The following is a 22,131-nucleotide window of genomic DNA, read 5'->3' as shown; positions in this document are numbered from 1 at the left end:
TCGCCGCTCTATCGAATGGTCCTCTCAGCCATCCTAGAAGTCAGGTACACCCCGCCTCCGCCGCGAGAGGGGCAAACCGAGTATGAGCAGTATTTCCACGAAAGCTTCGAATTCCGACGATACCAACGAGATATCGAGGCTGCGCTGGCTACCATCCTGTATTCTGACGACGAGCAGAATGAGCAGAGACAGGCTAGGCCGCGTCGCCGCGCGAGACCGCCGTCAGAGCCGACTTAAGCGAAACTGGCGATCATATGGGTGATTGCCTGCCCCATCTCGCTGACCGCTACCTTCATTCCGATTTCCTTGGCCAGGCCGACTAGCCGTTCCGACCAGCGCTTCAGTTTGACGGGGTCAGGGCTCGCTTTTGTCGCCTCATCCTTCACGACCTCCGCCATGTCGCGGAAGCCGTTCTTCTGCGCCTGTTCGAGCTGGTTGAACTCCGGCGAGGCCAAGGCCCTGTCGATCGCAGCCACGAGTTGTTGATGGTGGTTGATGACCGCGGACTGCGAGAACTCGCCGACGCCGACCTGCTGGACCGCGCCTGGACTATTGGACTGCGTGTTGACGATACTGACGACCGGGTCCTTCTTCATCCGCTCATTCCCCATCATGCCGTTCTTGAAGTCTCGAACCTTCCGAGCCCGCAACTCGCCCAGCTCCACTCTGATCTTGTTGAATTGGGGTGCGACGGTCGGCTCATCGAGACCTGTCCGCTTCCCGCACAAGATTAGCTTGTCCATAAGGAGATCGACGACCCTGCCGGCGAAGTAGTCGAGCGGCTTGATAGCTTCGGGATCGTTGCCCCCGGTCAAGTTGAAAGTGAATTGTGCGGCCTTGTCGAACTCTTCAAGGAACGCCTTGCGGATGGCCTCACCGAACATCGTAAGCGTCGCCCCGCTAGCCAGCCTTCCCGCCTCAGCGTTCTGACGCATGATTGCGTTTAGTGCGGCGTCACCCGCCTTAGCAGCGTCATACGCGCGATCATTCAGGCTCTCGCCCAAATAGGCCGGATCATACGGCATGCGAATCACCCCGTTAGTGCAACCACAGCTTCAAAGCCCCATAGATAATTGCGATCCCAGCAGCAATCCACCAGGGCCGCACAACAGATCGAGGACGAGTGGCCAGATGGCCAAACCAAGCTGTCAGTAGAGCCCCTTTGGTCTCCCCGTAGTTCGCCTTGAGATCGCCGCTGCATTTGGCGATCTCCACCAAATCCGAATACCTCATATCCTGGTCCGACACGTCGATCTCCTGTCTTCGCCGGTGTCCGCACACGATGTCCGCCCGAACTAAATCCGCAACGCACTCTGATGCCTTAAGGCCCACTGAGGACCGTCAACCGCAACAACGCACTGCCCACCGCCATACGAAGGTTGGGCAAAAATGAAGTTGATAAATACCTATTTTGTGGATTTCTATTGTCCTGACAGAGGGTTACATGCCCGCCGCCTGCTTATCCACGCCACATAGAACCACTGTTTTGCCCGACGGCGCCAAGCGGTTTTACGGATTATCAGAACAAGGATGTTTTCAGGTGATTGCAAATAAATCGGCCTCGCAAGCCGCTTTGGCCTAGAACGCTGTACGACCCAGTTTTACTTGCCGGCGGGCTGCTTAGGCCTGCGCTTCGTCGGCGTCTTGACCTCGCGGTGCGTGACTGGTTCAGAATGACGCCCGAGGCCACCTAGCAGCGAGCCGTGAGATGCCGTTCGGACTGAATAGCAGTGACACCATTGCGCTTGCATCGCTGCTCATCGCTGTCGTCTCCATGATCTACACCGTGAGGGCCTCGTACTCAGCCTCAAGGCGCATCGACGCCATCGAGCAGAAGCCTGTCTTTTGGCTGGAACTGGATAAACTTGCCGAGAATACGTGGCGCGCAACGGTGAAGGTTCGGAACCGGACACAGTACTCAATCCGCCTCGAAGCTTGAAAGTTGATATTGAGCGGGTGCCAGTCGATAACCTTCAGAGTTTCCTGCTAGGGGATTACGATGACATCGCGGCAGCCATTCAGGCGAACCCTGCAGATGCTCTGCGGCTGGTCCAGGGAAGAGACACTTACCTCAAGATGACGCTGGCCGGTATTGTCGTTGACCCGGACGAGACAACTTCAGTTCAGGCCGTGCTCTTTCGCGGTAAGACAGCCAACGCGAAGGATGCCAAGATCGACATCCATTATTACGTCCTCAAAGAGAAGCCCAATTACCGGAGCCAGACCCTTACTGCTCCACTCGGCGGTGCCGGACTAACCTTCCAGCTTGGACGCGTTTAACTCTCGCCTATCTGGAACGGAGGCAGGCCGCGCACTGCGTAAGCAAGAGGGGACTGCGAGCACCAAGCCCGCAGTCCCCCAGATCGTCCCGGGTATTATCCCCATCCCCTCCTCTCCCACTACTTGCCTTCAGACCTTCTTCTCACGGCGTGCATCGAGCTGAGTCGAAAACAGGTTGGAGACCCGGCTGTACTTGGTCTTGGGGATCGCATACGCGTAAAATGGCGGATGATTACGTATCCCACGGACATACGCGCATCGCCTGCATCGAGATAGATTGCTTAGAAGGCGAAGGCCTGAAATAGTACACGCATTGGTACAGCCCCTTCGGGGGCTTTTTTTGGAGGACTAGAATGCCAGATTTGATCGACGTAGCGATTCACATGACCAAAAAGCAAAATGATCGCGTTCTCGCAGAAGCGAAGAAGCGGTTCGATCGCTATAAGAAACTCTACGACAATCCAAAATCACCTACGCAAAAGCGGGTTGCAAAACGCAACATGGATATCGTCATTGTTACGCTTAAAGCCAGTCAGCAGCAGTACAAGAAAACGCTGGAAAAACTGAAAAACCTCAATGATGCATGAGACGTTCACCGTCTGACTCTATTCCGTTCTCAAAGAACGAATCGGAGTCGGGAAAATCGGCGCGGAGCAACTCTTAACGATCGGTTGTTGGAGACGCAGATGCGCTACCTTATCATCATCTTTGTTTTCCTCAGCGCCACTTGGGCAGACGCCGAGACCGTCAATGTGAAATATCGCGGGCCGGTCGATCTAAAGCCCTTCACTTGCCAGGACATTACCCGAAGCAGCGTCGTCAACCGGCTCTGCTATGACGCTTCAAGCCAATACGCCATCGTCCAACTTAAGACGACCTACTACCACTACTGCGAAATGCCGAAGGCGATCGTGGATGAATGGTTGGCCTCAGACTCCATGGGGCGATATTACAACGCCAACATCAAGGGCTCGGGTAAGGACGGGCCCTACGATTGCCGGACGCACAAGGTGCCCGCTTACTGAGGCTGCAAATGAACGGTTGGCAACGGATCGGCGTCATTCTCTCTGTCCTCTGGATTTTAGGCGGAGGGTTTTATCAGCGAAGCTCCGACATGCAGAGGGCTAGTGATATGGGCGGCTTCGCCATGCGCACCTGCATGGAGACGCAGAAGCTGAAAGGCTCCTACGACTTCTCGCGTTGCAGCGACGAGTTCAACAAGACGTTTCGCGTGTTCGCAGAGCCCAGTTGGGGGAACGTGGCGATAGTGGCCTTTGCCCCGGTCCCGATCGCGTGGCTGCTGGTCTACATCGTGGTCTGGTTGACACGCTGGATCAGGCGCGGGTTCGTCGGGCAATCGCAATAACCACCACGATCAGAACCGCAGCCCCGATCGCCCAGACGCCATCGGCACTGATGCTTGCACCACAGAGGTTGACCAGAAGTTTGTCCGACATGATAGCTCTCCATTGAGGAACCTTGAGCTGTCCTTTGGGAGACATATCTGTGAACAGGTCATAAGCGCTCGGTATCGCTCGATATAACTATACAATTCTGGCATAACTCATTGTTTTCACAAGCATTATATCAGCCTGCAACCCTGCGTCCTAAATCGTTGCGGTCGTCAATTCCTGTAGAGGTTGAGGAAACTGACGAGCGCCTGAAGAAAGCATCGGGCATTGGCTTGAAGCGCTACCCGGGTGACTTATTCGCCGACGAGGCCCACGACGCCGCGCTTGAGAAAGCGCCGATGTTGACGGGCTGGGAGCAAGTCGACCTCGAGTATTCCGCGAAGCCGCAAGCGACTTAGAAGCCGCTCAACGTGGACGTAACGATTTAAGCTTTGGACCCTGACGGCTTGTTGTCGTTTCGCGCGTCGATCAGAACGACGTCCTTATGGTCGGTCAGCTTGAGCTTGCGGAGAATAGCATCCACCCTCAGCTTCTCCTCTTCCGAGAAGTAGATGATGACCTTGATGCCGTTTTTTGCGTCGCTTGCCGCCTGATATATCGGGAGCTGCTTCTCCAAATTGCGTTCGAGCGCAGTATTTTTAGCGAGCTTCATTTCGATCAGGGTCTTATCTTTGGCTCCGCGAGCGATCTTGTAATCGACTGGCCCTCGGCCGTCGTTCGCTTCGGTCCCAACATCCGACGGAGAGCCAAACCAGACAAATCGGAAGATGATCTGGAGATCACTCTCCCGCTGGACCGCCTTTCCCTTGTGATAGAAGATCCGGTGCCCACCCTTATTCTCGATGACATCTTTCAGGTAGGCCAAGCGCTGGTGAGCTTCCTCGTAGGTGGACTTGCCCGTTTTGTAGAATGTCGTTTCCTGGGCAAGAGCAGCCTGCAGCTCTTTAACCTGCGTCTCGAAGGCCCGCTTGGTCTCGCTGACCTTCTCAGAGCTGATGTCCTTGGCTTCGTCGCCAGAATTTTCCTTGTTCTTGATGTAGTAATCGACCAGCTCCGGGAATTGAATAATCGTGCGAGCAGCGGCTTCATCTTTTTCACGCTGTGTGATTGGACGATCGCGGAGGCGAACGAGCTGGTTCTGGAAGTAGTTGAATACTTGGCCGCGCAGTTCGGAGTCCGGAATGGCAACCGGAATGCTCTCGAAGTCTCGGATCATGTCGGTCCTGTTGATCCAGTTTTCATCCCGCGTCAGCATGTCCTTGGGCGTGAGTAAAACGAAATCATCGACCCACGGGAGGTCGTAAGTACGGCGCTCCCACGTTTCCGTCTCATAGTTGAAGACGGCCTTGTTGACCGGGATCTTGCGCCGTCGAGCTGGATCAATGTGCGCGATAGCGAAGCGCTCTGTATAGCGGCACAGGTAATCTTTCAGCAGGTTAGTCGTGAAGTCGCTGATCATATCGCGGCCCACACCGCTACGAACGAGGCATACCTTTTCAATATGGCTACCCTTCGTGATTCTCTCCTGCCCGAAATCAGCGAACAGCTTTTCGAGATTCTCCTTGAGGGCCTCGGCGAAGTCCTTCCCTAGACCGCTACCGCCATTCCCGTGCAGTGAGAAGCCGAGCCAGTTCTGCTTTACCTCCGGAAACATGAACCAGGCTTTGACGAGGTCCGGATTGATCTTGCCTGCAACGACCCTGTCCCGAAGGAAGATCATGTAGCGCAGGATCTCACCATGGAGCTGTCGGTACTCGGGCTTCTCACTGTTGAAAAGGAGAAAGGGATCGATGAAAAGCGGAAGATCGTTGATGAGCGAGACGTTGAAAGCCCCGTAGTCATCGACCTGATCGGAAGTCACTCCGAAAAACTCGTTGAAGAATGTCGCCATCAACAGCCCCGGACCGATCCTCGCTCCCGGTGCAGATAAGGCCTTACCTCAACTTGCTAGGGAATAAGATTTATTCGGAAATCCCCAGACATCACCACTTTCTCCCGCCGAGAACCCTGCGGCTCCGTCTTTTTGAGCGCGTCCCGCTGCTCACAGAGGTCGTCGATCTTGGCCAGCATCCTGGAAAGCAAGGCTTCAGCCGAGGCCGACCCGATACCCGCTCTCTGGAGCTGGAGGATCTCCTTCCGCTGCCGCCCGACCTGTACCCGCATGCGCTCGATCTCGCCCCGGATGTAGTTGATGTCCGGCATGTCCCGCCCCGTGATTGAACGAGGCGATTAGAACGAAACCAGAACCATGAGTCCAGCCGCTAGGGATTGATGTTCCGCCAGGAGAACACCCAAGCCGCCCCGCAAGGCCCCAACCCACCCGATGGCTGGGTCTCGATACCGGGCGTTCCGACAAGACACGGGCTCGGACTGGCACTGTGCTTTGGGCCGTGACCCAGCGACCCATTAGGAACGGTTTTGCAGACCGTGGATTGGATATACGAGCGGGCCGCCCCCGCTTTAGTTCAGTAAGAGGCCCCGCATTATTCCCCCCGGAGTGCGGGGTTTTCTTTTGAACCTTACCCGGCGTGGTTGCGTCTTATTATTGAAGCGCAGAGATCCCCCATCCCCCGCTTCCCCATCAGAAAGCCCCGCTTCCCCCAGGCGGGGTTTTCGCTTTTTCCGTTGACGGGATTCCGAGGTCGGCGCAGGCTTCAGCTGTGCCTTGCCGAGAGTGCGCTACAAAACGGATATGGCACTGGATCACCGGCTTCCGTACACATGATCAAGGCTACAGAGGCGCTACTGTCTAAAAGCTCGCAGGCCCGCCGCAAGGCAGGTTCTTTATGCGCGGTACTGTTCGAGCGTATCGCCCTTCAGCTTCGCCCACGCCGGCATCGTGCAGACACCGCCCAGGTGTTCTCGCCATCGCGATATTTCACCGGCCGCTTAGGACGCGCTGTGGAGAGCTTTGACGTGACGAACGCACCGACTTTCTCGACGTCCGCCAAAAGCTCTTTCTGGCGCGCGGCAACCTTGTCAGCGAGGGTCTGAGTGACCTTGTCTCTCAGTGCGGCGAGTTCTTCGATGGAAAGGGATTCGATTTGCATGGAGCAATGAAGCTCGCGAACTGTTGAGAACGCAAAGGGCACATGAGTGCTTTTAGTCGCCCGCAATCCGCCCGCAATCCCTGCCCTTCTCTGCGATTTGCTGCTATTTAGTGCCCCGTAACAATCCCGAAACGTTCTCAAGGAGATAAGAAAAATGCGTTACCTCCACACCATGACGCACGTCTGAAATGTCCGCAGGCCTCTTAATTGCACAGTGGCTCGCGTTTCTCCGCCGCCTGGCTCAGCCGCATGTTCGACTGAGCGCCAGCCTTCCAGCGCTGAACCTGAAATGGCGAATTTGATCACACCGGGTCAAAGTATGTTCTGCCTGACCTCGATTGAAACTCACTCCGCAGCTTCAGCGGTATGGCTTTTGAGCTCCGAAAACTTCGCCGCCATCGTGGGGTTACCCCGGGTCAGCTTCTTGATCGTCACGTCCTGCGCCTTGTCATTCGCAAGGCGCAGGTTGCGGTCAGCGCCGATCAAGGCATCCTTCGTCTTCTGCAAATGATCAATCGACTTATCAATCTCCGTAATCGCGGTGTGGAAGTGCCTGGAAGCGAGATCAGTGTTCTTCAAGAATCCGTTCTTGAACGTCTCCAGCTGGTTCTCGAACTGGGTGATGTCGATATTCTGGGCCTTCACCAACGCCAGCTCGGTCCGGTACTTCAAGGAATTGAGCGAGGCGTTCCGCAGCAGCGTGATCATCGGTAGGAAGAATTGTGGTCGGATAACGTACATTTTCGGATAGCGGTGAAAGACGTCGACGATGCCGGTATTGTAGAGTTCGTTGTCGGGTTCGAGCAATGAGACCAGGATCGCGTACTCACAGCCCTTCTCGGTCCGATCGCGGTCAAGCTCCTTGAGGAAATCCTCGTTCTTGCTCTTCGTCGCGGTTTTGTCGCTCTCGTTCTTCATCTCGAACATGATCGAGATGAGCTCGGTGCCAGCTTCGTCCGCGTCGCGGAAGATGTAATCGCCCTTGCTGCCGGTCCGCGCGTCGTTGTCTTTCTCGAAATAGGCGCGCGGAAACGCCATCGAGCGGACCCGATTGAACTCGGTCTCACAGTGCTGTTCGAGGGTCTCGCCGACCATCTTGGTCGAGAGGCGGGCCTTCATATCCTTGAGGCGTTCGATCGCGTCGTCCCGATCCTTGATCTGGGTTTCGTACTTGTCCTTGAGCGACTGCTCAGAAAGCTGCTTTTCAAGCTGGACCTGCTTGATGCCGTTTTTCAGCTCATCACGCTCTTTCTCGATGGCACCAACAGCTTCGGTCACGGCGAGCTTCTTCTCCAGCTCGACGGCCTGGAGCTTAGCCTTCAGCTCTTGGACTTCCTTTTCCTTAGCAGCAGAGATTTTGTGCTGCTCGCTGGCCAGGAGCGCATCAGCAAGCTCTGAAGCAGCCTTCTTCTCGCGTTCCGCTTGCGCGAGCGCGTTCGCCAGCGTGTCACGCTCCTTTTCGACAGCACTCAGTGCTTCTGTAACCGCGAGCTTCTGGGAGACCTCACTGGCCTCCAGCTTGGATTTCAGCTCCTGGATTTCGGAATCCTTGGCAGCGGCGGTCTTCTGCAGATCCCCGCCGACCTGGGCTTTGGCCAATTCAACAGCACTCTGCTTGTCACGCTCGGCCAATTCCAGCCGTTCGTGCAGTTGCTTTGCGAATTCGGCGTTACGGACCTGCTTCAGAATCTCGGCATAGCCGGATTCATCGACCTTGAAGGCCTTGTCACAGTGGGGGCAGATGATCTCGTGCATGGCTCCGGTCCGGGTACGGCGAGTGCTGTTGTCATTTAAAAATGGCAACGGGCGGTGGGAATCAGCCTCTGTCCGCCATGAGAACAAAATTAGAACAGGCCAACCTGGACGGTCAAGCGATGCGCATCGCTTCCGGGCATTTCCCCCGGTTTTTCCGATAAGGGCCGAGTTTGCGGGCAGCAGTCAGCACCACGCGAATCGAAACCCGGCTGACCATTGCAAAGACTAGAATTCTAAGAAACGGCGTCATGGTATACTGCGCTCATGAGCAAGCGGCACGTTGGCAAAATCTGCGTATACTGCGGCACCGCACCTGTGGCGATCATGGACCACGTGCTGGCGCGCGAATTTTTGCCTATCAGCCGCCGGGACAACCTGCCCAAGGTCCCGGCCTGCGGCGCCTGCAGCGGCGTCAAGAGCGGCCATGAGCACTATCTCACCGCGGTATTGCCGTTTGCCGGCAATCATCGAGATGCGCTTGGCGTCCTGTCCACGATGGTTGAGCCGCGATTGGCGAAAAACGCGAAGCTAAAGGCCCAACTGGCCTCTGAGCAGCGGCAGGAGCTGGTAGTTCAAAACGGCATGCTCGTGCCGTCAATGACACTGCCGTTCGATGCGACCCGCGTCGACGAACTGTTCAAGTTCATCACGCAGGGGCTGCTGTTCCACCACTTCCGGGCGATGCTCGATCGGAAGAAGCACGGCGTTTGGGCGGGATTCCTCAATCGACAAGGCGAGGAGATGCACGGGCAGCTGCTCGCCGGCAACGCCCGCTCCCGCATCACCGGCGATCTCGGTGCCGGCGCGCTTGTGTATGAGGGCGCGCAAGGCGTGGATTTCCCGGAGATGTCAATCTGGGTATTCCGGATCTTCGGCGGCGTCCGGACCAGCGGTGACCCGCACGAGCCGGAGGCGTTGCTGAGGGTGATCGGAGGCGTTACCGCGTCGCATCGGGTCCCCCAACGGCTCGATGCCGGCCTAGAATCCCCAGTTGCGACTTAGCTGCAGGCGAGCCGCAGGATGCCGAAACGCCCGATGTGGAAGCCAAAATGGAGCGAGCCATGCCCATGCGCGTCCGGGAAGAAATACAAGGAGTGCTGCTGGCAGCGGCTGCAAGGCTTTGACATCGGCAAGGCGTACGACCAGGCGATCAAGGACAATAGCCTGGAGCGGGCGCTGATCGCGACGCGCGCGGACATCACACAATATACAATCTGGCACGAGACCAATACCGCGCCCGCGCTGGGCCGCATCAGCGTCGGGCTCGAGCTGTTGAGGATCGACGTGAACGCCCTCGGCTCCTACGTTTCCCGCCTGTCGTGGCTGTATTTCCGGCTCGGCCTCACGAAGGATTGGCTGGCGACGCTGGACCGGCTGCGCACCAACATTCAGCACCCATCGTGGTACAGGAAGATCGTCTACTACCGGGCTATGTATCATCTGTCGCTCGGCGGTGACCGGGAGGAAGCCCGCCGGGAGCTGACAAAGGCAGGTCCGATCACGAAAGCGGAAACCGACCTTGAGCTCCTGCAACTGTACGTCGACTTAGAGTTCGACGATCAGCCGTTCGCGGCCCGAATGGAGATCATCGACCGCATCCTCGAACTCGACGAAGACCGCGATAATCAGCTCCAGTATCGCGGAGCGAAAGCGGTTCAATACCTGCTGATCGGAGACACCAAGACGGCCGAGCGAATCTTGGCCGAGGTCCTCGACATCGTGAAAGACACCGAAACGGACGATCCGCTTGGACCGTATGAGCGGCACCTCTTCGGCCGGCTTCTGCAACTGCTGGGTAATCTGCGGCGCGACAAGCAGTTGCTGAAGGACTCCGCAGCGCAGTTTCATGCGCTGCTGCTTGAGGACAACTGGACGCAGGCCGGCAGGGCCGCGCTGCTGCGCGAGTTGGGCGACAGCTACCGATACGCTGATGAGTGGGAGCAGGCCGAACGCGCTTACCGGGAAGCCCTTCAGCTCGGAGCATCAGACCTCGACAAGGTGCACCTGGCGGAGTGCCTGCTTTACCGCAAGCAGATCGAGGCCGCGAGCAAGGAAATCGACGCCGTCAAGCGGGAGACCCTGCCGCGTCATGAATTCGAAGATTTCGTCTTCGCCCATGCGGCTATTGCGATCTGGTCGGCCGCGTCGGAGCGGCTGACCGAGGCAAAGACCTTGCTCCAGTCATTGGGGACGGCCGAGCCACTGTTCAATGAGCGGCGACTCAACCTGTTGCTCCGTGTGACGGAGACGCTCGCAAGCGGCAAGGCCTCGACTGAAGCAAAATCCGACAGCACGCCAGACGGCGGGCTCGCGACGGTGTCCAACTTCTTCCTGCTTGAGCCGAACATCGCGGGCATCGGCATTAACTTCAACGCGATCATCAATTATTTCGCGCGTAAGAAGGCCAAGAAGAAGCCCGAGACTGATTAGAGCCGTACATGTCCGACAACATCACGCTAATCCCACCTGGACGGATCACGCTGACAGGTCACGGTATAGGTGCGGAACGCCAGCCGCGCCTTGTAGATGTCAATGCGCTTCGCTTGGTCGCCCAGCGCCGCTAACAGCTCCTCGCGAGTAACCGTCGACAGGGCCCCGACAATGACCTCTTTCAGCGCCATTTTCGGGGAGAACTGTGCGAAATACAGCTTACTCGTCGGATCTCGATCATCGAGCTGCGTGAAGAGGCGGAGTTCGTTCTCGTAGCGCCAGTGCTGGTATTTTGTTGAAAGGACCTTGAGTATTTCCTTCTGGGCCTCGAACCCTCCACCCTCAATGACATCAGGGTCGAAGGGCCGAAGAACAGCGTCGCGAGGCCTACTACGCCTCGATGCAGCCGTCCGGCTCTCTCTTAGCCCGATCGAACGTCGGACCGAACGCGAACTGATAAGCTTTCTCTCAAAAGCTTATCAGTCGCGCGCTGCGACCGTCGACTGTTCGACGCACCTATTCGACGACCATGTCCTGCTCTGGGCTCAATTTATGAGGTCGCCCGTGATTAGGCTTTCGCTTCACTCAGACTTCGTCCAAGCATTGCCGTAGCTCCTCGACGCGCAGATACGGCAAGTTCTTGTAGTCGTATTTAACTTCGGCTTTGAGGACAGTCGTGTTTTGCTCGGCAGCCGCAATGATCGTGGCGAAAGTGATGCCGCACATTTGCATCAGCACGGCGTCGATGAGTTTGCGGAGCCCCTTTGGGCTTTCAGCATAGATCGAAGCCGTGGCTCCGAGATGCAGCCAGAGGTCCTCGTTGTCTATGAGGTCCTCGATGAACAGGCTGCTCAGCTTCAGCCCGGGGTCTTCGTACTTGTCGTTCGTGTCCACTTTCATTTTTATGTGTTTCTCCTCTGCTGTCGTCGCGCTTCTACATAGGCCTTGCGCGCGGCGTAGCTTCTTTACTTTGACGCCGGCGTGCTTACGGTTTGCTTTTTTGCTTACTTTAGACTGACCTGTTTTCATGGAAGACCTCTTGGTTTGATTTTAGGGTGGCGATTACGACCACGAAGCCAATTTACAAGATCAACTACAGGTCACTGATTGCACTAACCGCAAGGCATTGCTGCCATTGGCGAAGCCATCCACCGACGACTGATAGTAAAATTCTGATTTCCTTATCAGTTGAGGCGACGTGCCCCTCTTCCCGAAACATCAATCTTCTTGCACCGCGCGGTACCTTAACCGCCGTCACCATCGAGACGGTCAATGCTTACCCGGCGAAACGTCAGCTCTCAAGAAAACTATAGAGGGGCAGGCTTGACGGCCTGCCCCAGGGAGAAGGCTCTCGACGCTCGGCTGAACTATCCGACCGTTAGGGCGCGATCGGTAGTTTCAACGATGTAGTCATCTTTGTACTTTCCGATCCATAAGCCGCGCTGCTCTATTTGGTCCGCAAAATTTCGAAGGGTGTGCACAACATCGGAGGCACTCATTTCAGCACCCGCCAATATAATCAATTCGTCTCTGAGCGCGCCATTCGCGGTTGGCGGAACGAACTTTCCTCGACTTCGTCTCATCTCACGGTACCCACGCGTGTCCTTCTTTTTCTCCTTTTGATCGGGTTCGTAGAAGGTCAGCTTGTAGTCGCAAAGTCGACTTCCGGAGCGCGTGCCCGGATACTCTACGACAAGAGCGGACGTTACGCCGAATATTTCCTTTCGCTCTTGCACGCATTGATCAAGCTCGATTCCCATCTTTTGGTCTTTCATAGTTCTCTCCTCGATTTCTTGCCTGCCCAGAAACAGGCAGGTCACAGCTCGGTGCTCTGCCCGTGACAACGGTCACGGTCCCATCCTTTACAAGTTCATTTTTCCGCCTTTGGCGCAGACAATCTCGCCATCTCTTTCTGAACGTGGCTGAACTGCAATTTGCATTCGCCACAGGCGACTACGTTGCGGCGAGCAGTCTGTGCACGCCGTGCCGCACACTTTGCACATGATCTTAGGCAGGCGGAGCACACTGCAGCTACGGACTGATAAGGAAACCTTGACACTCTATCAGTCAGAGACATGCTAGATTTTCCCTTGCACGCAGAGCCTGATTGTCTAGAATCTTGCTTTAACTGGTTTAAGTACGATGGCCGGCAAGCAAGCCAAGACACTTTCGACTGATCACATCGACGATCTCTTATTTTTCGCCGCGCGCTCTCGCCACCCACTTCGCAACCGTCTCATCGTCTTGCTCTCGGTCAAGGCAGGTCTTCGCGCAGCCGAGATCGCCAAATTGACCTGGGCGATGCTGCTCGATCCAAGCGGCGAAGTCGGTAGCACGCTTGAAGTTCGCGACGAGATCGCCAAGAAGCGCAGCGGCCGCTCGATTCCAATTCATCCTGAGCTTCGGCAAACTCTCATCGAGGCGCGGCAGCTGTCTCGGGCGCAAGGCCCCCTCATTCGATCTGAGCGCGGCAGCGCAATGACACCGATGAGCATCGTGGTCTGGTTCAGCCGCGCTTATAGGGAGCTCGGGTTCGAGGGATGCTCGTCGCACTCGGGGCGTCGAACTTTCATTACGCGAGCGGCTCGCTCGGTTCACAAGGCAGGCGGTTCGCTGCGAGACGTTCAACTGCTAGCTGGCCACCGATCCATTCAGACAACGCAACGCTACATCGACGGCGATAGTGATGCTCAACGGAGGCTGGTATCCCTCATCTAGTAACCAGCGTTTCGGGTCGACGCTCGGCAAAGACCCCGACCGGCAAGAAATCGGTCGCGGCGAGAACCTCCGATCCGCTGGGCCGGGCTGAACGCCTGATCCGGACCGTTTGCGCGGTCGCTGGCTCGATGTCGTTCCTTGAGGAGATCGACGACGAGGCTCGGCACGCAGGCTTGGTTCGAGCTGTCACCCTCGCCGACACGCCGCCGATTTTCGATTGGCTCGTTACGACGTTTAGCTTCCAAGGCATCTCCGACCGTGTCGCGCGCGGCTACATCCACAAGCATGGCGCCGCGTCCTGGTCGGCCATTGCAGCGAGTGAAAATGACGCTCCCTCTTGCCCGAAGCTGCGCAGCTACTGGCATTTCGAAGGCTGCCGGTACGACAAGACCAGCTTCACCTGCGCGGAGCCCGACCACATCGATGCGTGCGCCCTGCCCCGGCCGCACCTTCGCAACGGCCGACTGAACCAGACCGCGTACTCCCTCTTCTTGTTCGTCCGCGACATCGCCGACGGCGACCTCGTTGGTTGGATAGACCATCAATTGGAAAGCGCAAAAGGCGCGACCACGGCCGACTTAGAGGCGGCGCGGCAGGAAGCCTTGGTTGGTCCCCTCCGAAACGTCTACGGGGTGTCCGACAAGATACTTATGATGACGCTTTCGACTCTGCTGATCGGTGCGCGCGAGCAGCGGCCGATTTGGTACGAGACTGGCAAAGCCATGCTAGCTGTCGATACCCTCGTTCATGCCTTCCTAGTTCGTTCGGGAATCCTGCAGGACTGCGGCATTCCTCACACTTATGGCGCTTGTTATGGTCCGGGCGGCTGCGCTGAGATCATCAGGACCGTGGCCGACCGCATCGATGCCCGCACGTTGAATCCCGTCTTTCCAAAGCGGTTTCCGCGCTTCGTTCAAAATAGCATCTGGAGGTTGTGTTCGGAGAGCGGACTCAACCTCTGCAATGGTAATAGAATTGACGACCGTCGAGCCTGCCAGATTGGCTACTGCCACCTGCACCGAAGATGCGGCCGACTACCGTTAAAACCGAAAAATTGACGTAAAAACAGATACTTAGAACGTATTTTTGGCGCAGATTTCGCTTGAGACAGCACCAAGGTTCGCCTATACTCGCTCTACAAGGTCAGCAACGACTTTGCAATTTATGGTGGAGACTTTCGTGATTAATTTGCCTCGGCGGGCGCCTGGCCCGCCACCGTGGCCAAGCCATGACATCGCTAGAACCGCAGACCACGGGGCCCTATTGGGCCCCGTCTGCTTTTGAGGAGGAGAAACATGGGAAAGCAGCCAGAGAAGACGGCGAACTCACCAGACAAGCTCTTTGTCTTCGGCCTCGATGAGGACGGAAAGCCTCGCGGCGCAAGGTTTGCGGAGTTCAACGAGAAAGTCGTCAGCGCCGCGGCGCAAATGAAGTTGGCGGTGGTCCACCCGGCCTCGCCGGCAGTCACCGAGATCGCGATGAAGCTGCCCGTGGGAAGGCTGTACGCGAGCGGCAAGGCCTTCGTGCCGCCGATCCGGCGCGATCTCCTGGGCAAGCTCAAAGCAGCGCTAGAGGTGCCTGGCGACAAAAGCCACGTTCAGCAACCCGCGCCAGCCCCATCCCCCCAAGAGGCAAGGGCAGGCGACGTTGTTGCTGCTGGCCTACCGCGAACGTGGGAGAGCATCGCTGTCGGCCAACTGGTGCTAGTTGAAGACGATGATCCCGGATTCGGCTGGTGGCCTTGCTTGGTGATCGAGCGGAACAAGGACGTCTTAACGCTTCGCCTTCGCGACTACCCGGACAAGGGCACCTACGTCCGGCACATCGCCCAGGTGGGGCTTGTAAACCCCGGTCCAGAATAACCTGCTCGCTTAGCGCCAAGCCCGGACCACGGCCCGGGCGACCACCTGCCCCTGTTTGACGCTCGGCAGACGCGAGCCAGGACCAACCAGCAGACATTATGGAGAACAACCATGTCCTTTCACACGGACCGGATACGCATGCTCAACACGAACTTCGCCAGCACCTCCTCGGCGGCGGGGCCGTGATCACTACGGGGCTCGCCGAACTAGGGGCTGAGACCGTCAAACGTCTGGTCAAAACAATTGCAGTATACGACGACTTTCATCATGCCAACGACCCTCATGAGGAGCACGATTTCGGTGTCTTTGAATTCGAAGGCATCCGGATCGCATTCAAGATCGATTACTACGATAAATCGCTTACCTTCCATTCGCCTAACCCGGCAGATCCCTCCGTTACCGAGCGGATAATCACGATCATGAGGGCGGACGAATACTAGCGCCTTCGCAATCGACCAAGCCTACCCTGCCTGCTCGCTCACGAGTTTGACGAGCGGCACCGACAAAGCCTCGGCAATTCGAGCCATTGCCAAAAGGCTGGGGTTACGTCGCCCTCGCTCGATCCCACCGATGTAGGTGAAGTTCAGGTCAGCTTCGAACGCCAGCTTCTCTTGGGTCATTCGACGCTGCTGGCGAATACGCCGGACGTTCTTGCCAACAATGACACGCCAATCCTGCATTGCAGGATAGAGAGCACCGTCGGGCATATAGTCTCTAGGGACTATATTCCCTGTCGGCGAGATTTTGGGCCGAGGCGAGGGCGAATTCCAAAAGACTGCCTTAGAAACAGGAAATCCAAAATGACTGAAGAACTGTCTGCACCGCCCCCGCTGCCAAGCGTCGGAGACCCGAACAATCAGCCATCAACCGAGTGGTACTACGTGGCGAATGGGACCCGACAAGGACCGACGACTGCTGCGGCTATTAGAGAGCTATTGAACAGGAAGGCGGTCGAGGCCGACAAGCAGGTTTGGCGGAAAGGAATGTCCGAATGGAAAAGCCTGCGTGAGAGCGATCTCGCCGAGTTTGTTGCCGCGGAGCCGCCCGCGATTTCGGCTCAGCACATCGGTAATGGTTACGTATGGACACTGGCGCTCTTGCCTCTCGTTTTCGGTGTGATCGAGGCAGCCGTGAGCGCGAGCAACCAGGAAGCTGCGGCTCGGTCCTTGGTACTGGGATTTCCATATCACCCGAGCAAAGGGCTGCCGTTCCAGATACCCCTTCTCGTCAATGCTTTACTCGGCTGGCTCGATGATCGGAAATTGAAGCAGGCAGGTTATGGTTCTCGGGTAACCCGCGTCACAGCCGTGCTATTCCAGCCCGTCTATCTATTTCTAAGGGCGAAACGCCTGAAGCAGCGGCCGTACTACGCTGTCGCCTGGATCATCAGTTTTATTGCCGGCCTCCTGATATACGTGTCTGTCGAGGGTTAGGCCCAACACTAATGCCGGGCTCCTTCGCGAGCCCGGCCGTCTCAATCCGGGCATCCGTACTGCTTCACGCGGACAACCTCCGTGCGTCTTCGCCCCTCGTTCACCGGAAAATCCAAACGAAACGAGCCAAAGAAATGAAACGTATATTCCCTTTGATCTTCCTGCTGTTGTCCACGGAAGCTTCGGCCGAACAAGTCAGAATTCCGTGGAAAGGTGACTACCCCCACAATTCGACTAAACAATGGACCAAGGACAATCCCTACGACTCGGGCTTCTCGAAACACTTCAAGAACGGAACGCCGGAGGAGTTCGGCGACGTGCAGAAGGACGGCGAATTGAACGCTTTCATCTACTCGCCAAAGGACGCCAAGGGTCCGGTACCGTTCGTCATCCTGTTGCATGGTTGCGGCGGTCTAGGCACCGAGGCCAAAGAGTGGGCGGCGCACGTTGCCGATCTTTTCAACAAGGAAGGCGTCGGCGTGCTGGTGCTCGACAGCTTCACCACGCGCTATGTCGACAAGTCGTGCGGCCTCGCCGATTTGCATTGGGGCCGCCGTCGCGCCGACGACGCCCACTCCGCACTCGACCACCTGATTGAGACGAAGCTCGCAAAGGCGGATGAAGTCTACCTCATGGGCTATAGTAACGGCGGCACGACGACATTGGTGTCAATGACGACCCAGGAGGCAGATCATTCACACCGTTTTGCGGCGGCATTCGCGGTTGCTCCAGGTTGCAGTCCCTCGTTGCAGCATTCTGCGGTTTATACGGGACCGGTTATCATCTTTATAGGCGACCAAGACGATGCGAATAAACCAGAGTGGTGCCAAGAACTGACGAAAAAGAAGCGGTCCGTTCCGGTGCAGATGATCGAATACCATGGTGCGAACCACGGCTTCCCGGTCAATGCACCGGCGCGTGATTTCATGGGTTGGTACCTGAGCTACAATCCAGTGGCGGAGAAGGACATGATGCAGAGCATCATCTCCGCGCTCAAAACAAAGAAATTCGCCAAGGGTACGGAAGAGCGCAGCGCCACCCTCGCTAACAGTCCGGCATCCGGCAGCTCGGGGCTGACACCGGCTGAAGCATGGGCGAGAGAGCGGCAGTAAGGGGCCAAATGCGAAGCATGCCATCTCCCAATGAGCGGGTGAAATATTGGGCCAGAAATCAGAACCGTCTGGATTCGAACAAGTCTATGTCCTCGGTTTAGACGGCGATGGAAATCCACGCGGCGCTCGATTCACCATGCTGAAGGACAGCATCGTCTCCGCGGCCATGGATTTAAATTGCCGCGTTTTGATCAGCCAATCTCCCTCGGTGTCCGCGCTTGGAATGACATTGCCGGTGGGGCGCGTTCACGGCACGGGCAAGGTAGTGACGCTGTTTGTTCCGAACATCGGATGGGAGCTTTACAATGAAATATTGAGAGCTTCGCGTGTTGCTGCCATCGAGGAAACAGCCAGGATCGAAACAGCGATTTCACGCGCAATTCACTGAGCTTCGACAAAACGGGTGATATTCTTCAATTTTGCTTCTAAAGCGGCTTGAGTTCTCGATCTAATTTCGGGCCTCCAAGGAAGCAAAAGTGGCGAACAACGTCGCGCCGAGAGCTGCGAACGAGTACTAATACGGGGATCATTATTAGCAATAAGCGTTATGAGCGATGGCGATGAGTCTGATGGCCGACTGCTCGCCGACCAAACGATCAGGGGTTCCTTGGGAATCCGCAGAGAGTGCCCGTAGCTGCGAGCGCTACGGCTTGAAGTAGGAGCCTGTAGTGAGACTTTGCCCCCTCCGGGTAGACCACCGGAGCGGGCCTGTGATGTTGTGCTCGGCGACCTCAATGCGCTGTCGCTAAACCGCGAACGAAGGCACAAATATGGGCACATTCCGCCTTCAGGCCCCCCGCTGGATCCCCTTAAGGAATTTTATCTCCGATCTGGGAATTCACGAACGAGCTGACCATCGACCAACCCGCCACCTTTTCCTTCTGAATCGATTGCTCGTGCTTCACGGGCTGTCATGCCTTTCTCCACCACAAGCGGGTTGTTGTCGTAAGATCCCCACTGCTTATGAAATGGCGCAACGCCAAAGCGGCGGCAATCGGCGATAACATCGCGAACCCAATCCGGCCTCAACGTGCGGGCACCCGCACCGCTTTCTCCCCCAGATATCAGCCAATCCGGCAAAGTCCCGTTGGCCGGCAACCGCACGGGCCCAAGAGCAGGCTCGTAAGATATGAAGCGAATAACCGCAGGTACTTTCTTTAATCGCTTCCACCGGAAATCAAACCGCGGCTGATCTTCGGCTGTTGTTCCGAGCCACACGTTAGGATACCCATCGCGCCAATCGGACGGCAGCATTTTTTCTATGTTTTCTGGTCTTTTCGTAAGCACCAGCCAATCTAGTGCGTCGCATTTGCGGATTAAAGCGAATAGGTCCTTGCGCCACGAAGAAACGACCCGATTGTCAAAGACGTCGGCGAGCGAAGCGCAAAACACCCGCGGTCGACGGCCATTCTCCTTTCTAAACGCGCGGGCTTGCGCGTTCCACTGGATAGGCTTTTTCCAATTTTGTTCTGACGTTCGTTTTCGCTCGCCGTGTGCGCCCCATTGTACCCTTTTATATCGGTGATCCATCATCGCTTCGGCATAACAATTATCACAGCCCGGCGAGACTTTTTGGCAGCCAATCCATGGATTGAATGTATGATCGCACCATTCTATTTTCGAGTTTTCACCCATCACGAATCTCCAAGATTCAGAGCATCGCTCTGCCCGAAACGACGGTCCCGGTGGAATCCTTTACAAGTTCGTTTTCCGCCATTCGCGATTGCCAAGCACACCATGTCAAAAGCGGAAGACGTCTTCTCGGAAGGTATTCCAAAAAGAACCGTGGGATCATTTCGGCGTTGCCGGTCGCAGCTCAACGACGGGAAACACGATGCCGTGTAGAGGGGATTGGGATCACTGAGCCGAGAGCTTCTGCAACGTAATATCCGCTGTGATGCACGAAACTCCCCTGCTCCAGAACCACTATTGCTCGGCAATGCCGACCGACGTGTTCAGTGCTCTCGGCATACTGCAATAAACGAAAGCGGGCTCCACAAAGATGTGGAGCCCGCTTCTTTTGTTCTAGCACTTCGTCAGTCACTGCGAACGACCCAACAGCACGAGTCGAAGTTCACGCTATTTCCGCCTCCGCTGCCATATCCTCAACGTGCGCCGCCAGCTTTGAGATCCCTTGGTCGATGTCGACGATGAGTCGAAGCGCCACCCGCAGGTCTTCTCGTAGGTCCGCTAGCTTTCGGGCGAGGCCAGCGCATTCCCATAGTCTTGCCGTTAACTCGACCAACCCTTCTGCCGAGCTCGTCCGCAAAATGAATGGCAAGTCGTCCTTTATCTTTCGGGCCTCGAACCTCAAACTCCCGCTCTCTGCAATGACATCGAACAATTCTTCGATCTCGTCGGGGAGCAGCGGGCTCCTCTCGCATGCTGCGATAGCGTGGGTAAGCTCCTGGAACAGCTGCGGACTGCATGTGCTAGCATTTTCCCGTAGCTCAGTGTCGGTAAGCGCGTTTAGTCCGTTGGGGATGCTGTCGTAACTCATGATCATTTCTCCGTTGCTTCGCCGCGGCGTCGCGGCTGCATTCACAACGGGCATTTACAAGATCGCATAATTCTCTTTGGCCAGGCCAACGGCCCGGGCGCAATCGCGATGAAGACGACGCCGCTCTTCTCGTCCGGTCTTGTTTCTCACACGATCATGATCGGTAATCGGTTGAGGTGGTATCGAAGCAATCCCCCGGCTCAAGTGCCGCTCAGGCGCGTCCGCGTCAGCGGTAACATCGAGGGCTCGTCGCATGCCAGCACAAGTCTGACTGCAGCACTGATACCGGCAAGCGACTTGCCCCGTCGAGCTCACGCATCGGGCAACAAGTAGGGCGGCCGACGGGCTATCTACGAGCCTTCAAGGTGTATCAAGGTGTATCAAGGTGTATCAAGGCGTCGCATTCCGCATCGCTGCATCAAATTAGTGCTTGTGCCTACAGTTTACATTATACACGGCTTGTGCCTACAGTTTACATTATACACTGCACCTCAGCGGCGGCCCGAACTGTGCTTCTTAGAGAAGTTCAATAGGCCAGCCCACCAAGTTCAGTCCCGGACAAGTCCGTTACTCCCCACCTTGTCCGCGACCGGTTCAATGCTGGCAGTCGCGGTCTGAAAGGCGGTCCGCCACTTGAATCTAGTTAGGTCCGTGGACCGGTACGCCCGTCTCTGAATGCCGGCTAAACGAGGGCGTCTCTTTTCACCGCACTTTGAGTGCAGGAAGTGACGGGTCGTCACCGTGCCGGATCATTCGACCGAGGAAGCCCTGTCGATCCAGTAGGATCGCTAGTTCTGCCTGATGGTGCAATGTCAACTCGTTGGCTTCCGTGTCGGCGTTACCCCGGTCATCCGTAGATGGTCTGCGATTTTTGCAACGTGCTTTCATGGTATAGGTGGCGGTTGTCACCAAATCTTCGCGAAATGTCTTCTGAGATGTTACGACCACCGGCCTCTTTACGTCATCACTTCTTGGGTAGTGCCGGCGGAAGGTGCTTTCGATTAGACCTTTCCCCCCTCCGCTGAAAAGCAAGTAGAGATGAGGGCACCATCTTGGAGGGCGGCCATCGTCAAAGTGCTTGAGGTCGTAATCGATGCCGCCCAGGACTATTGGCTCGCTTATTGGGCCTCGGCCGATTTGTTTACGCACGCGATCTTTAAGCCTGTCACAGTCGAAAGCGCCGAGATGACCGACGTCGAACAGATCTGGTGGTACAATGCTTACCGTAAACCAGAACTCTGGGTCACGGGCCATGTATCCGGCCAGCGTTGAGCCCCACCAGCGACGAAAGGCCCGAAGGCAAACTGGACAGCCGGCTGAACGGCACTTGATGAAACCACATCCCGAAAGACGCTCCGCGAGCGAGCGACCAGGCTCTCCGAATTCGAGAAGAGACCTCGCCACCCGACGGCGCCGGATGTGAGCCTCATTCAGCGTCTCGAATTTTTTCAGATGTTTTGCAGGATCGTAGTCTTCGTTGATATCGGCGGAGTAGAAGTTGAAGTTCATGTGATATCAGGGTCATCAAGAGTTAAGATCGTTGGAAACGACCCATGCGACGCGGTACCAAATCAGGTCA

At 56.5% G+C, this 22,131-nt stretch carries 28 protein-coding genes; 14 read left to right on the top strand and 14 right to left on the bottom strand.

Going from position 1 to position 22,131, the window contains the following annotated elements; translation table 11 throughout:
* Positions 1-233: 233 nt before the first annotated feature.
* Together AC0L3U_RS04030 and AC0L3U_RS04025 are read right to left on the bottom strand one after the other, a co-directional pair.
* Positions 234-1,025 (bottom strand): hypothetical protein, encoded by a 792-nt coding sequence (locus AC0L3U_RS04030; protein WP_473360773.1) that lies wholly within the window; start codon positions 1,023-1,025, stop codon positions 234-236.
* Between the two features lie 13 nt (positions 1,026-1,038).
* Positions 1,039-1,248 (bottom strand): hypothetical protein, encoded by a 210-nt coding sequence (locus AC0L3U_RS04025; protein ID WP_473360772.1) that lies wholly within the window; start codon positions 1,246-1,248, stop codon positions 1,039-1,041.
* Between the two features lie 630 nt (positions 1,249-1,878).
* Here AC0L3U_RS04025 and AC0L3U_RS04020 point away from each other — a divergent pair.
* The 4 genes from AC0L3U_RS04020 (at position 1,879) to AC0L3U_RS04005 (ending at position 3,646) form a co-directional block, all read left to right on the top strand.
* Complete coding sequence (locus AC0L3U_RS04020; RefSeq protein ID WP_473360771.1) at positions 1,879-2,280, top strand: hypothetical protein; 402 nt, start codon at positions 1,879-1,881, stop codon at positions 2,278-2,280.
* Positions 2,281-2,633: 353 nt separating this feature from the next.
* Positions 2,634-2,867 (top strand): hypothetical protein, encoded by a 234-nt coding sequence (locus AC0L3U_RS04015; protein ID WP_473360770.1) that lies wholly within the window; start codon positions 2,634-2,636, stop codon positions 2,865-2,867.
* A gap of 99 nt (positions 2,868-2,966) precedes the next feature.
* Positions 2,967-3,305, top strand: a complete 339-nt coding sequence (locus AC0L3U_RS04010; RefSeq protein WP_473360769.1) for a KTSC domain-containing protein — start codon at positions 2,967-2,969, stop codon at positions 3,303-3,305.
* An 8-nt stretch (positions 3,306-3,313) separates the two neighbouring features.
* Positions 3,314-3,646: a hypothetical protein gene (locus tag AC0L3U_RS04005; protein WP_473360768.1), complete on the top strand. Its 333-nt coding sequence runs from the start codon at positions 3,314-3,316 to the stop codon at positions 3,644-3,646.
* Here AC0L3U_RS04005 and AC0L3U_RS04000 read toward each other — a convergent pair.
* Positions 3,615-3,737, bottom strand: coding sequence for a hypothetical protein (locus AC0L3U_RS04000; RefSeq protein ID WP_473360767.1), 123 nt, complete (start codon positions 3,735-3,737; stop codon positions 3,615-3,617). The genes AC0L3U_RS04005 and AC0L3U_RS04000 overlap by 32 nt on opposite strands.
* A gap of 110 nt (positions 3,738-3,847) precedes the next feature.
* On the opposite strand from AC0L3U_RS04000, the gene AC0L3U_RS03995 reads away from it, so the two are divergent.
* The gene (locus AC0L3U_RS03995) at positions 3,848-4,090 is read left to right on the top strand and encodes a hypothetical protein (RefSeq protein ID WP_473360766.1); all 243 of its coding nucleotides are present in this window, start codon (positions 3,848-3,850) and stop codon (positions 4,088-4,090) included.
* A 26-nt stretch (positions 4,091-4,116) separates the two neighbouring features.
* Here the strand turns inward: AC0L3U_RS03995 and AC0L3U_RS03990 are convergent, their stop codons facing one another.
* The 4 genes from AC0L3U_RS03990 to AC0L3U_RS03975 all read right to left on the bottom strand — a co-directional run bounded on the left by AC0L3U_RS03990 (position 4,117) and on the right by AC0L3U_RS03975 (position 8,497).
* The gene (locus AC0L3U_RS03990; protein ID WP_473360765.1) at positions 4,117-5,583 is read right to left on the bottom strand and encodes a hypothetical protein; all 1,467 of its coding nucleotides are present in this window, start codon (positions 5,581-5,583) and stop codon (positions 4,117-4,119) included.
* 56 nt (positions 5,584-5,639) lie between these two features.
* Positions 5,640-5,894 carry a hypothetical protein gene (locus tag AC0L3U_RS03985; protein ID WP_473360764.1) on the bottom strand — a complete coding sequence of 85 codons (255 nt, stop codon included), beginning with the start codon at positions 5,892-5,894 and terminating at the stop codon, positions 5,640-5,642.
* Between the two features lie 614 nt (positions 5,895-6,508).
* The gene (locus tag AC0L3U_RS03980; RefSeq protein ID WP_473360763.1) at positions 6,509-6,742 is read right to left on the bottom strand and encodes a hypothetical protein; all 234 of its coding nucleotides are present in this window, start codon (positions 6,740-6,742) and stop codon (positions 6,509-6,511) included.
* Between the two features lie 345 nt (positions 6,743-7,087).
* Positions 7,088-8,497: a DUF2130 domain-containing protein gene (locus AC0L3U_RS03975; RefSeq protein ID WP_473360762.1), complete on the bottom strand. Its 1,410-nt coding sequence runs from the start codon at positions 8,495-8,497 to the stop codon at positions 7,088-7,090.
* A 324-nt stretch (positions 8,498-8,821) separates the two neighbouring features.
* Between AC0L3U_RS03975 and AC0L3U_RS03970 the strand changes: the two genes are divergently transcribed.
* Positions 8,822-9,499: an HNH endonuclease gene (locus AC0L3U_RS03970; RefSeq protein ID WP_473360761.1), complete on the top strand. Its 678-nt coding sequence runs from the start codon at positions 8,822-8,824 to the stop codon at positions 9,497-9,499.
* Between the two features lie 18 nt (positions 9,500-9,517).
* Positions 9,518-10,927, top strand: coding sequence for an SEC-C metal-binding domain-containing protein (locus tag AC0L3U_RS03965; protein ID WP_473360760.1), 1,410 nt, complete (start codon positions 9,518-9,520; stop codon positions 10,925-10,927).
* Between the two features lie 26 nt (positions 10,928-10,953).
* Here AC0L3U_RS03965 and AC0L3U_RS03960 read toward each other — a convergent pair whose 3' ends face one another.
* The 3 genes from AC0L3U_RS03960 to AC0L3U_RS03950 all read right to left on the bottom strand — a co-directional run bounded on the left by AC0L3U_RS03960 (position 10,954) and on the right by AC0L3U_RS03950 (position 12,702).
* Complete coding sequence (locus AC0L3U_RS03960) at positions 10,954-11,118, bottom strand: hypothetical protein (RefSeq protein WP_473360759.1); 165 nt, start codon at positions 11,116-11,118, stop codon at positions 10,954-10,956.
* A gap of 394 nt (positions 11,119-11,512) precedes the next feature.
* Positions 11,513-11,956: a hypothetical protein gene (locus AC0L3U_RS03955; RefSeq protein ID WP_473360758.1), complete on the bottom strand. Its 444-nt coding sequence runs from the start codon at positions 11,954-11,956 to the stop codon at positions 11,513-11,515.
* A gap of 338 nt (positions 11,957-12,294) precedes the next feature.
* On the bottom strand, positions 12,295-12,702 hold the full coding sequence (locus AC0L3U_RS03950; RefSeq protein ID WP_473360757.1) for a hypothetical protein: 408 nt from the start codon (positions 12,700-12,702) through the stop codon (positions 12,295-12,297).
* Between the two features lie 367 nt (positions 12,703-13,069).
* Here AC0L3U_RS03950 and AC0L3U_RS03945 point away from each other — a divergent pair, with 367 nt between their 5' ends.
* From AC0L3U_RS03945 to AC0L3U_RS03930, 4 genes are all read left to right on the top strand, one after another.
* Positions 13,070-13,645 carry a tyrosine-type recombinase/integrase gene (locus AC0L3U_RS03945; RefSeq protein ID WP_473360756.1) on the top strand — a complete coding sequence of 192 codons (576 nt, stop codon included), beginning with the start codon at positions 13,070-13,072 and terminating at the stop codon, positions 13,643-13,645.
* Positions 13,646-13,773: 128 nt separating this feature from the next.
* Positions 13,774-14,703 (top strand): hypothetical protein, encoded by a 930-nt coding sequence (locus AC0L3U_RS03940; RefSeq protein WP_473360755.1) that lies wholly within the window; start codon positions 13,774-13,776, stop codon positions 14,701-14,703.
* Positions 14,704-14,940: 237 nt separating this feature from the next.
* On the top strand, positions 14,941-15,507 hold the full coding sequence (locus tag AC0L3U_RS03935) for a hypothetical protein (RefSeq protein WP_473360754.1): 567 nt from the start codon (positions 14,941-14,943) through the stop codon (positions 15,505-15,507).
* A gap of 98 nt (positions 15,508-15,605) precedes the next feature.
* Positions 15,606-15,947 carry a DUF3768 domain-containing protein gene (locus AC0L3U_RS03930; RefSeq protein ID WP_473360753.1) on the top strand — a complete coding sequence of 114 codons (342 nt, stop codon included), beginning with the start codon at positions 15,606-15,608 and terminating at the stop codon, positions 15,945-15,947.
* A gap of 21 nt (positions 15,948-15,968) precedes the next feature.
* On the opposite strand, the gene AC0L3U_RS03925 is transcribed toward AC0L3U_RS03930, so the two are convergent.
* A complete protein-coding gene (locus AC0L3U_RS03925; RefSeq protein WP_473360752.1) occupies positions 15,969-16,214 on the bottom strand; it encodes a helix-turn-helix domain-containing protein in 246 nt (81 codons plus the stop codon).
* A gap of 93 nt (positions 16,215-16,307) precedes the next feature.
* Between AC0L3U_RS03925 and AC0L3U_RS03920 the strand changes: the two genes are divergently transcribed.
* The 3 genes from AC0L3U_RS03920 (at position 16,308) to AC0L3U_RS03910 (ending at position 18,440) form a co-directional block, all read left to right on the top strand.
* On the top strand, positions 16,308-16,940 hold the full coding sequence (locus tag AC0L3U_RS03920) for a DUF4339 domain-containing protein (RefSeq protein ID WP_473360751.1): 633 nt from the start codon (positions 16,308-16,310) through the stop codon (positions 16,938-16,940).
* Positions 16,941-17,074: 134 nt separating this feature from the next.
* Positions 17,075-18,052 carry a dienelactone hydrolase family protein gene (locus tag AC0L3U_RS03915; RefSeq protein ID WP_473360750.1) on the top strand — a complete coding sequence of 326 codons (978 nt, stop codon included), beginning with the start codon at positions 17,075-17,077 and terminating at the stop codon, positions 18,050-18,052.
* Between the two features lie 46 nt (positions 18,053-18,098).
* The gene (locus AC0L3U_RS03910) at positions 18,099-18,440 is read left to right on the top strand and encodes a hypothetical protein (protein WP_473360749.1); all 342 of its coding nucleotides are present in this window, start codon (positions 18,099-18,101) and stop codon (positions 18,438-18,440) included.
* A 431-nt stretch (positions 18,441-18,871) separates the two neighbouring features.
* On the opposite strand, the gene AC0L3U_RS03905 is transcribed toward AC0L3U_RS03910, so the two are convergent.
* The 3 genes from AC0L3U_RS03905 to AC0L3U_RS03895 form a co-directional block, all read right to left on the bottom strand.
* The gene (locus tag AC0L3U_RS03905; RefSeq protein ID WP_473360748.1) at positions 18,872-19,687 is read right to left on the bottom strand and encodes a DUF5131 family protein; all 816 of its coding nucleotides are present in this window, start codon (positions 19,685-19,687) and stop codon (positions 18,872-18,874) included.
* 439 nt (positions 19,688-20,126) lie between these two features.
* Entirely contained in the window at positions 20,127-20,552 is a 426-nt protein-coding gene (locus AC0L3U_RS03900) for a hypothetical protein (protein WP_473360747.1), read from the bottom strand.
* A 702-nt stretch (positions 20,553-21,254) separates the two neighbouring features.
* On the bottom strand, positions 21,255-22,061 hold the full coding sequence (locus AC0L3U_RS03895; RefSeq protein WP_473360746.1) for a hypothetical protein: 807 nt from the start codon (positions 22,059-22,061) through the stop codon (positions 21,255-21,257).
* Positions 22,062-22,131: the final 70 nt, after the last annotated feature.

It is taken from the genome of Bradyrhizobium sp. Kon69 (assembly GCF_055807515.1).
The sequence above is the reverse complement of the archived record's forward strand: the minus strand, read 5'-3'. Positions and strand labels throughout refer to the sequence as shown.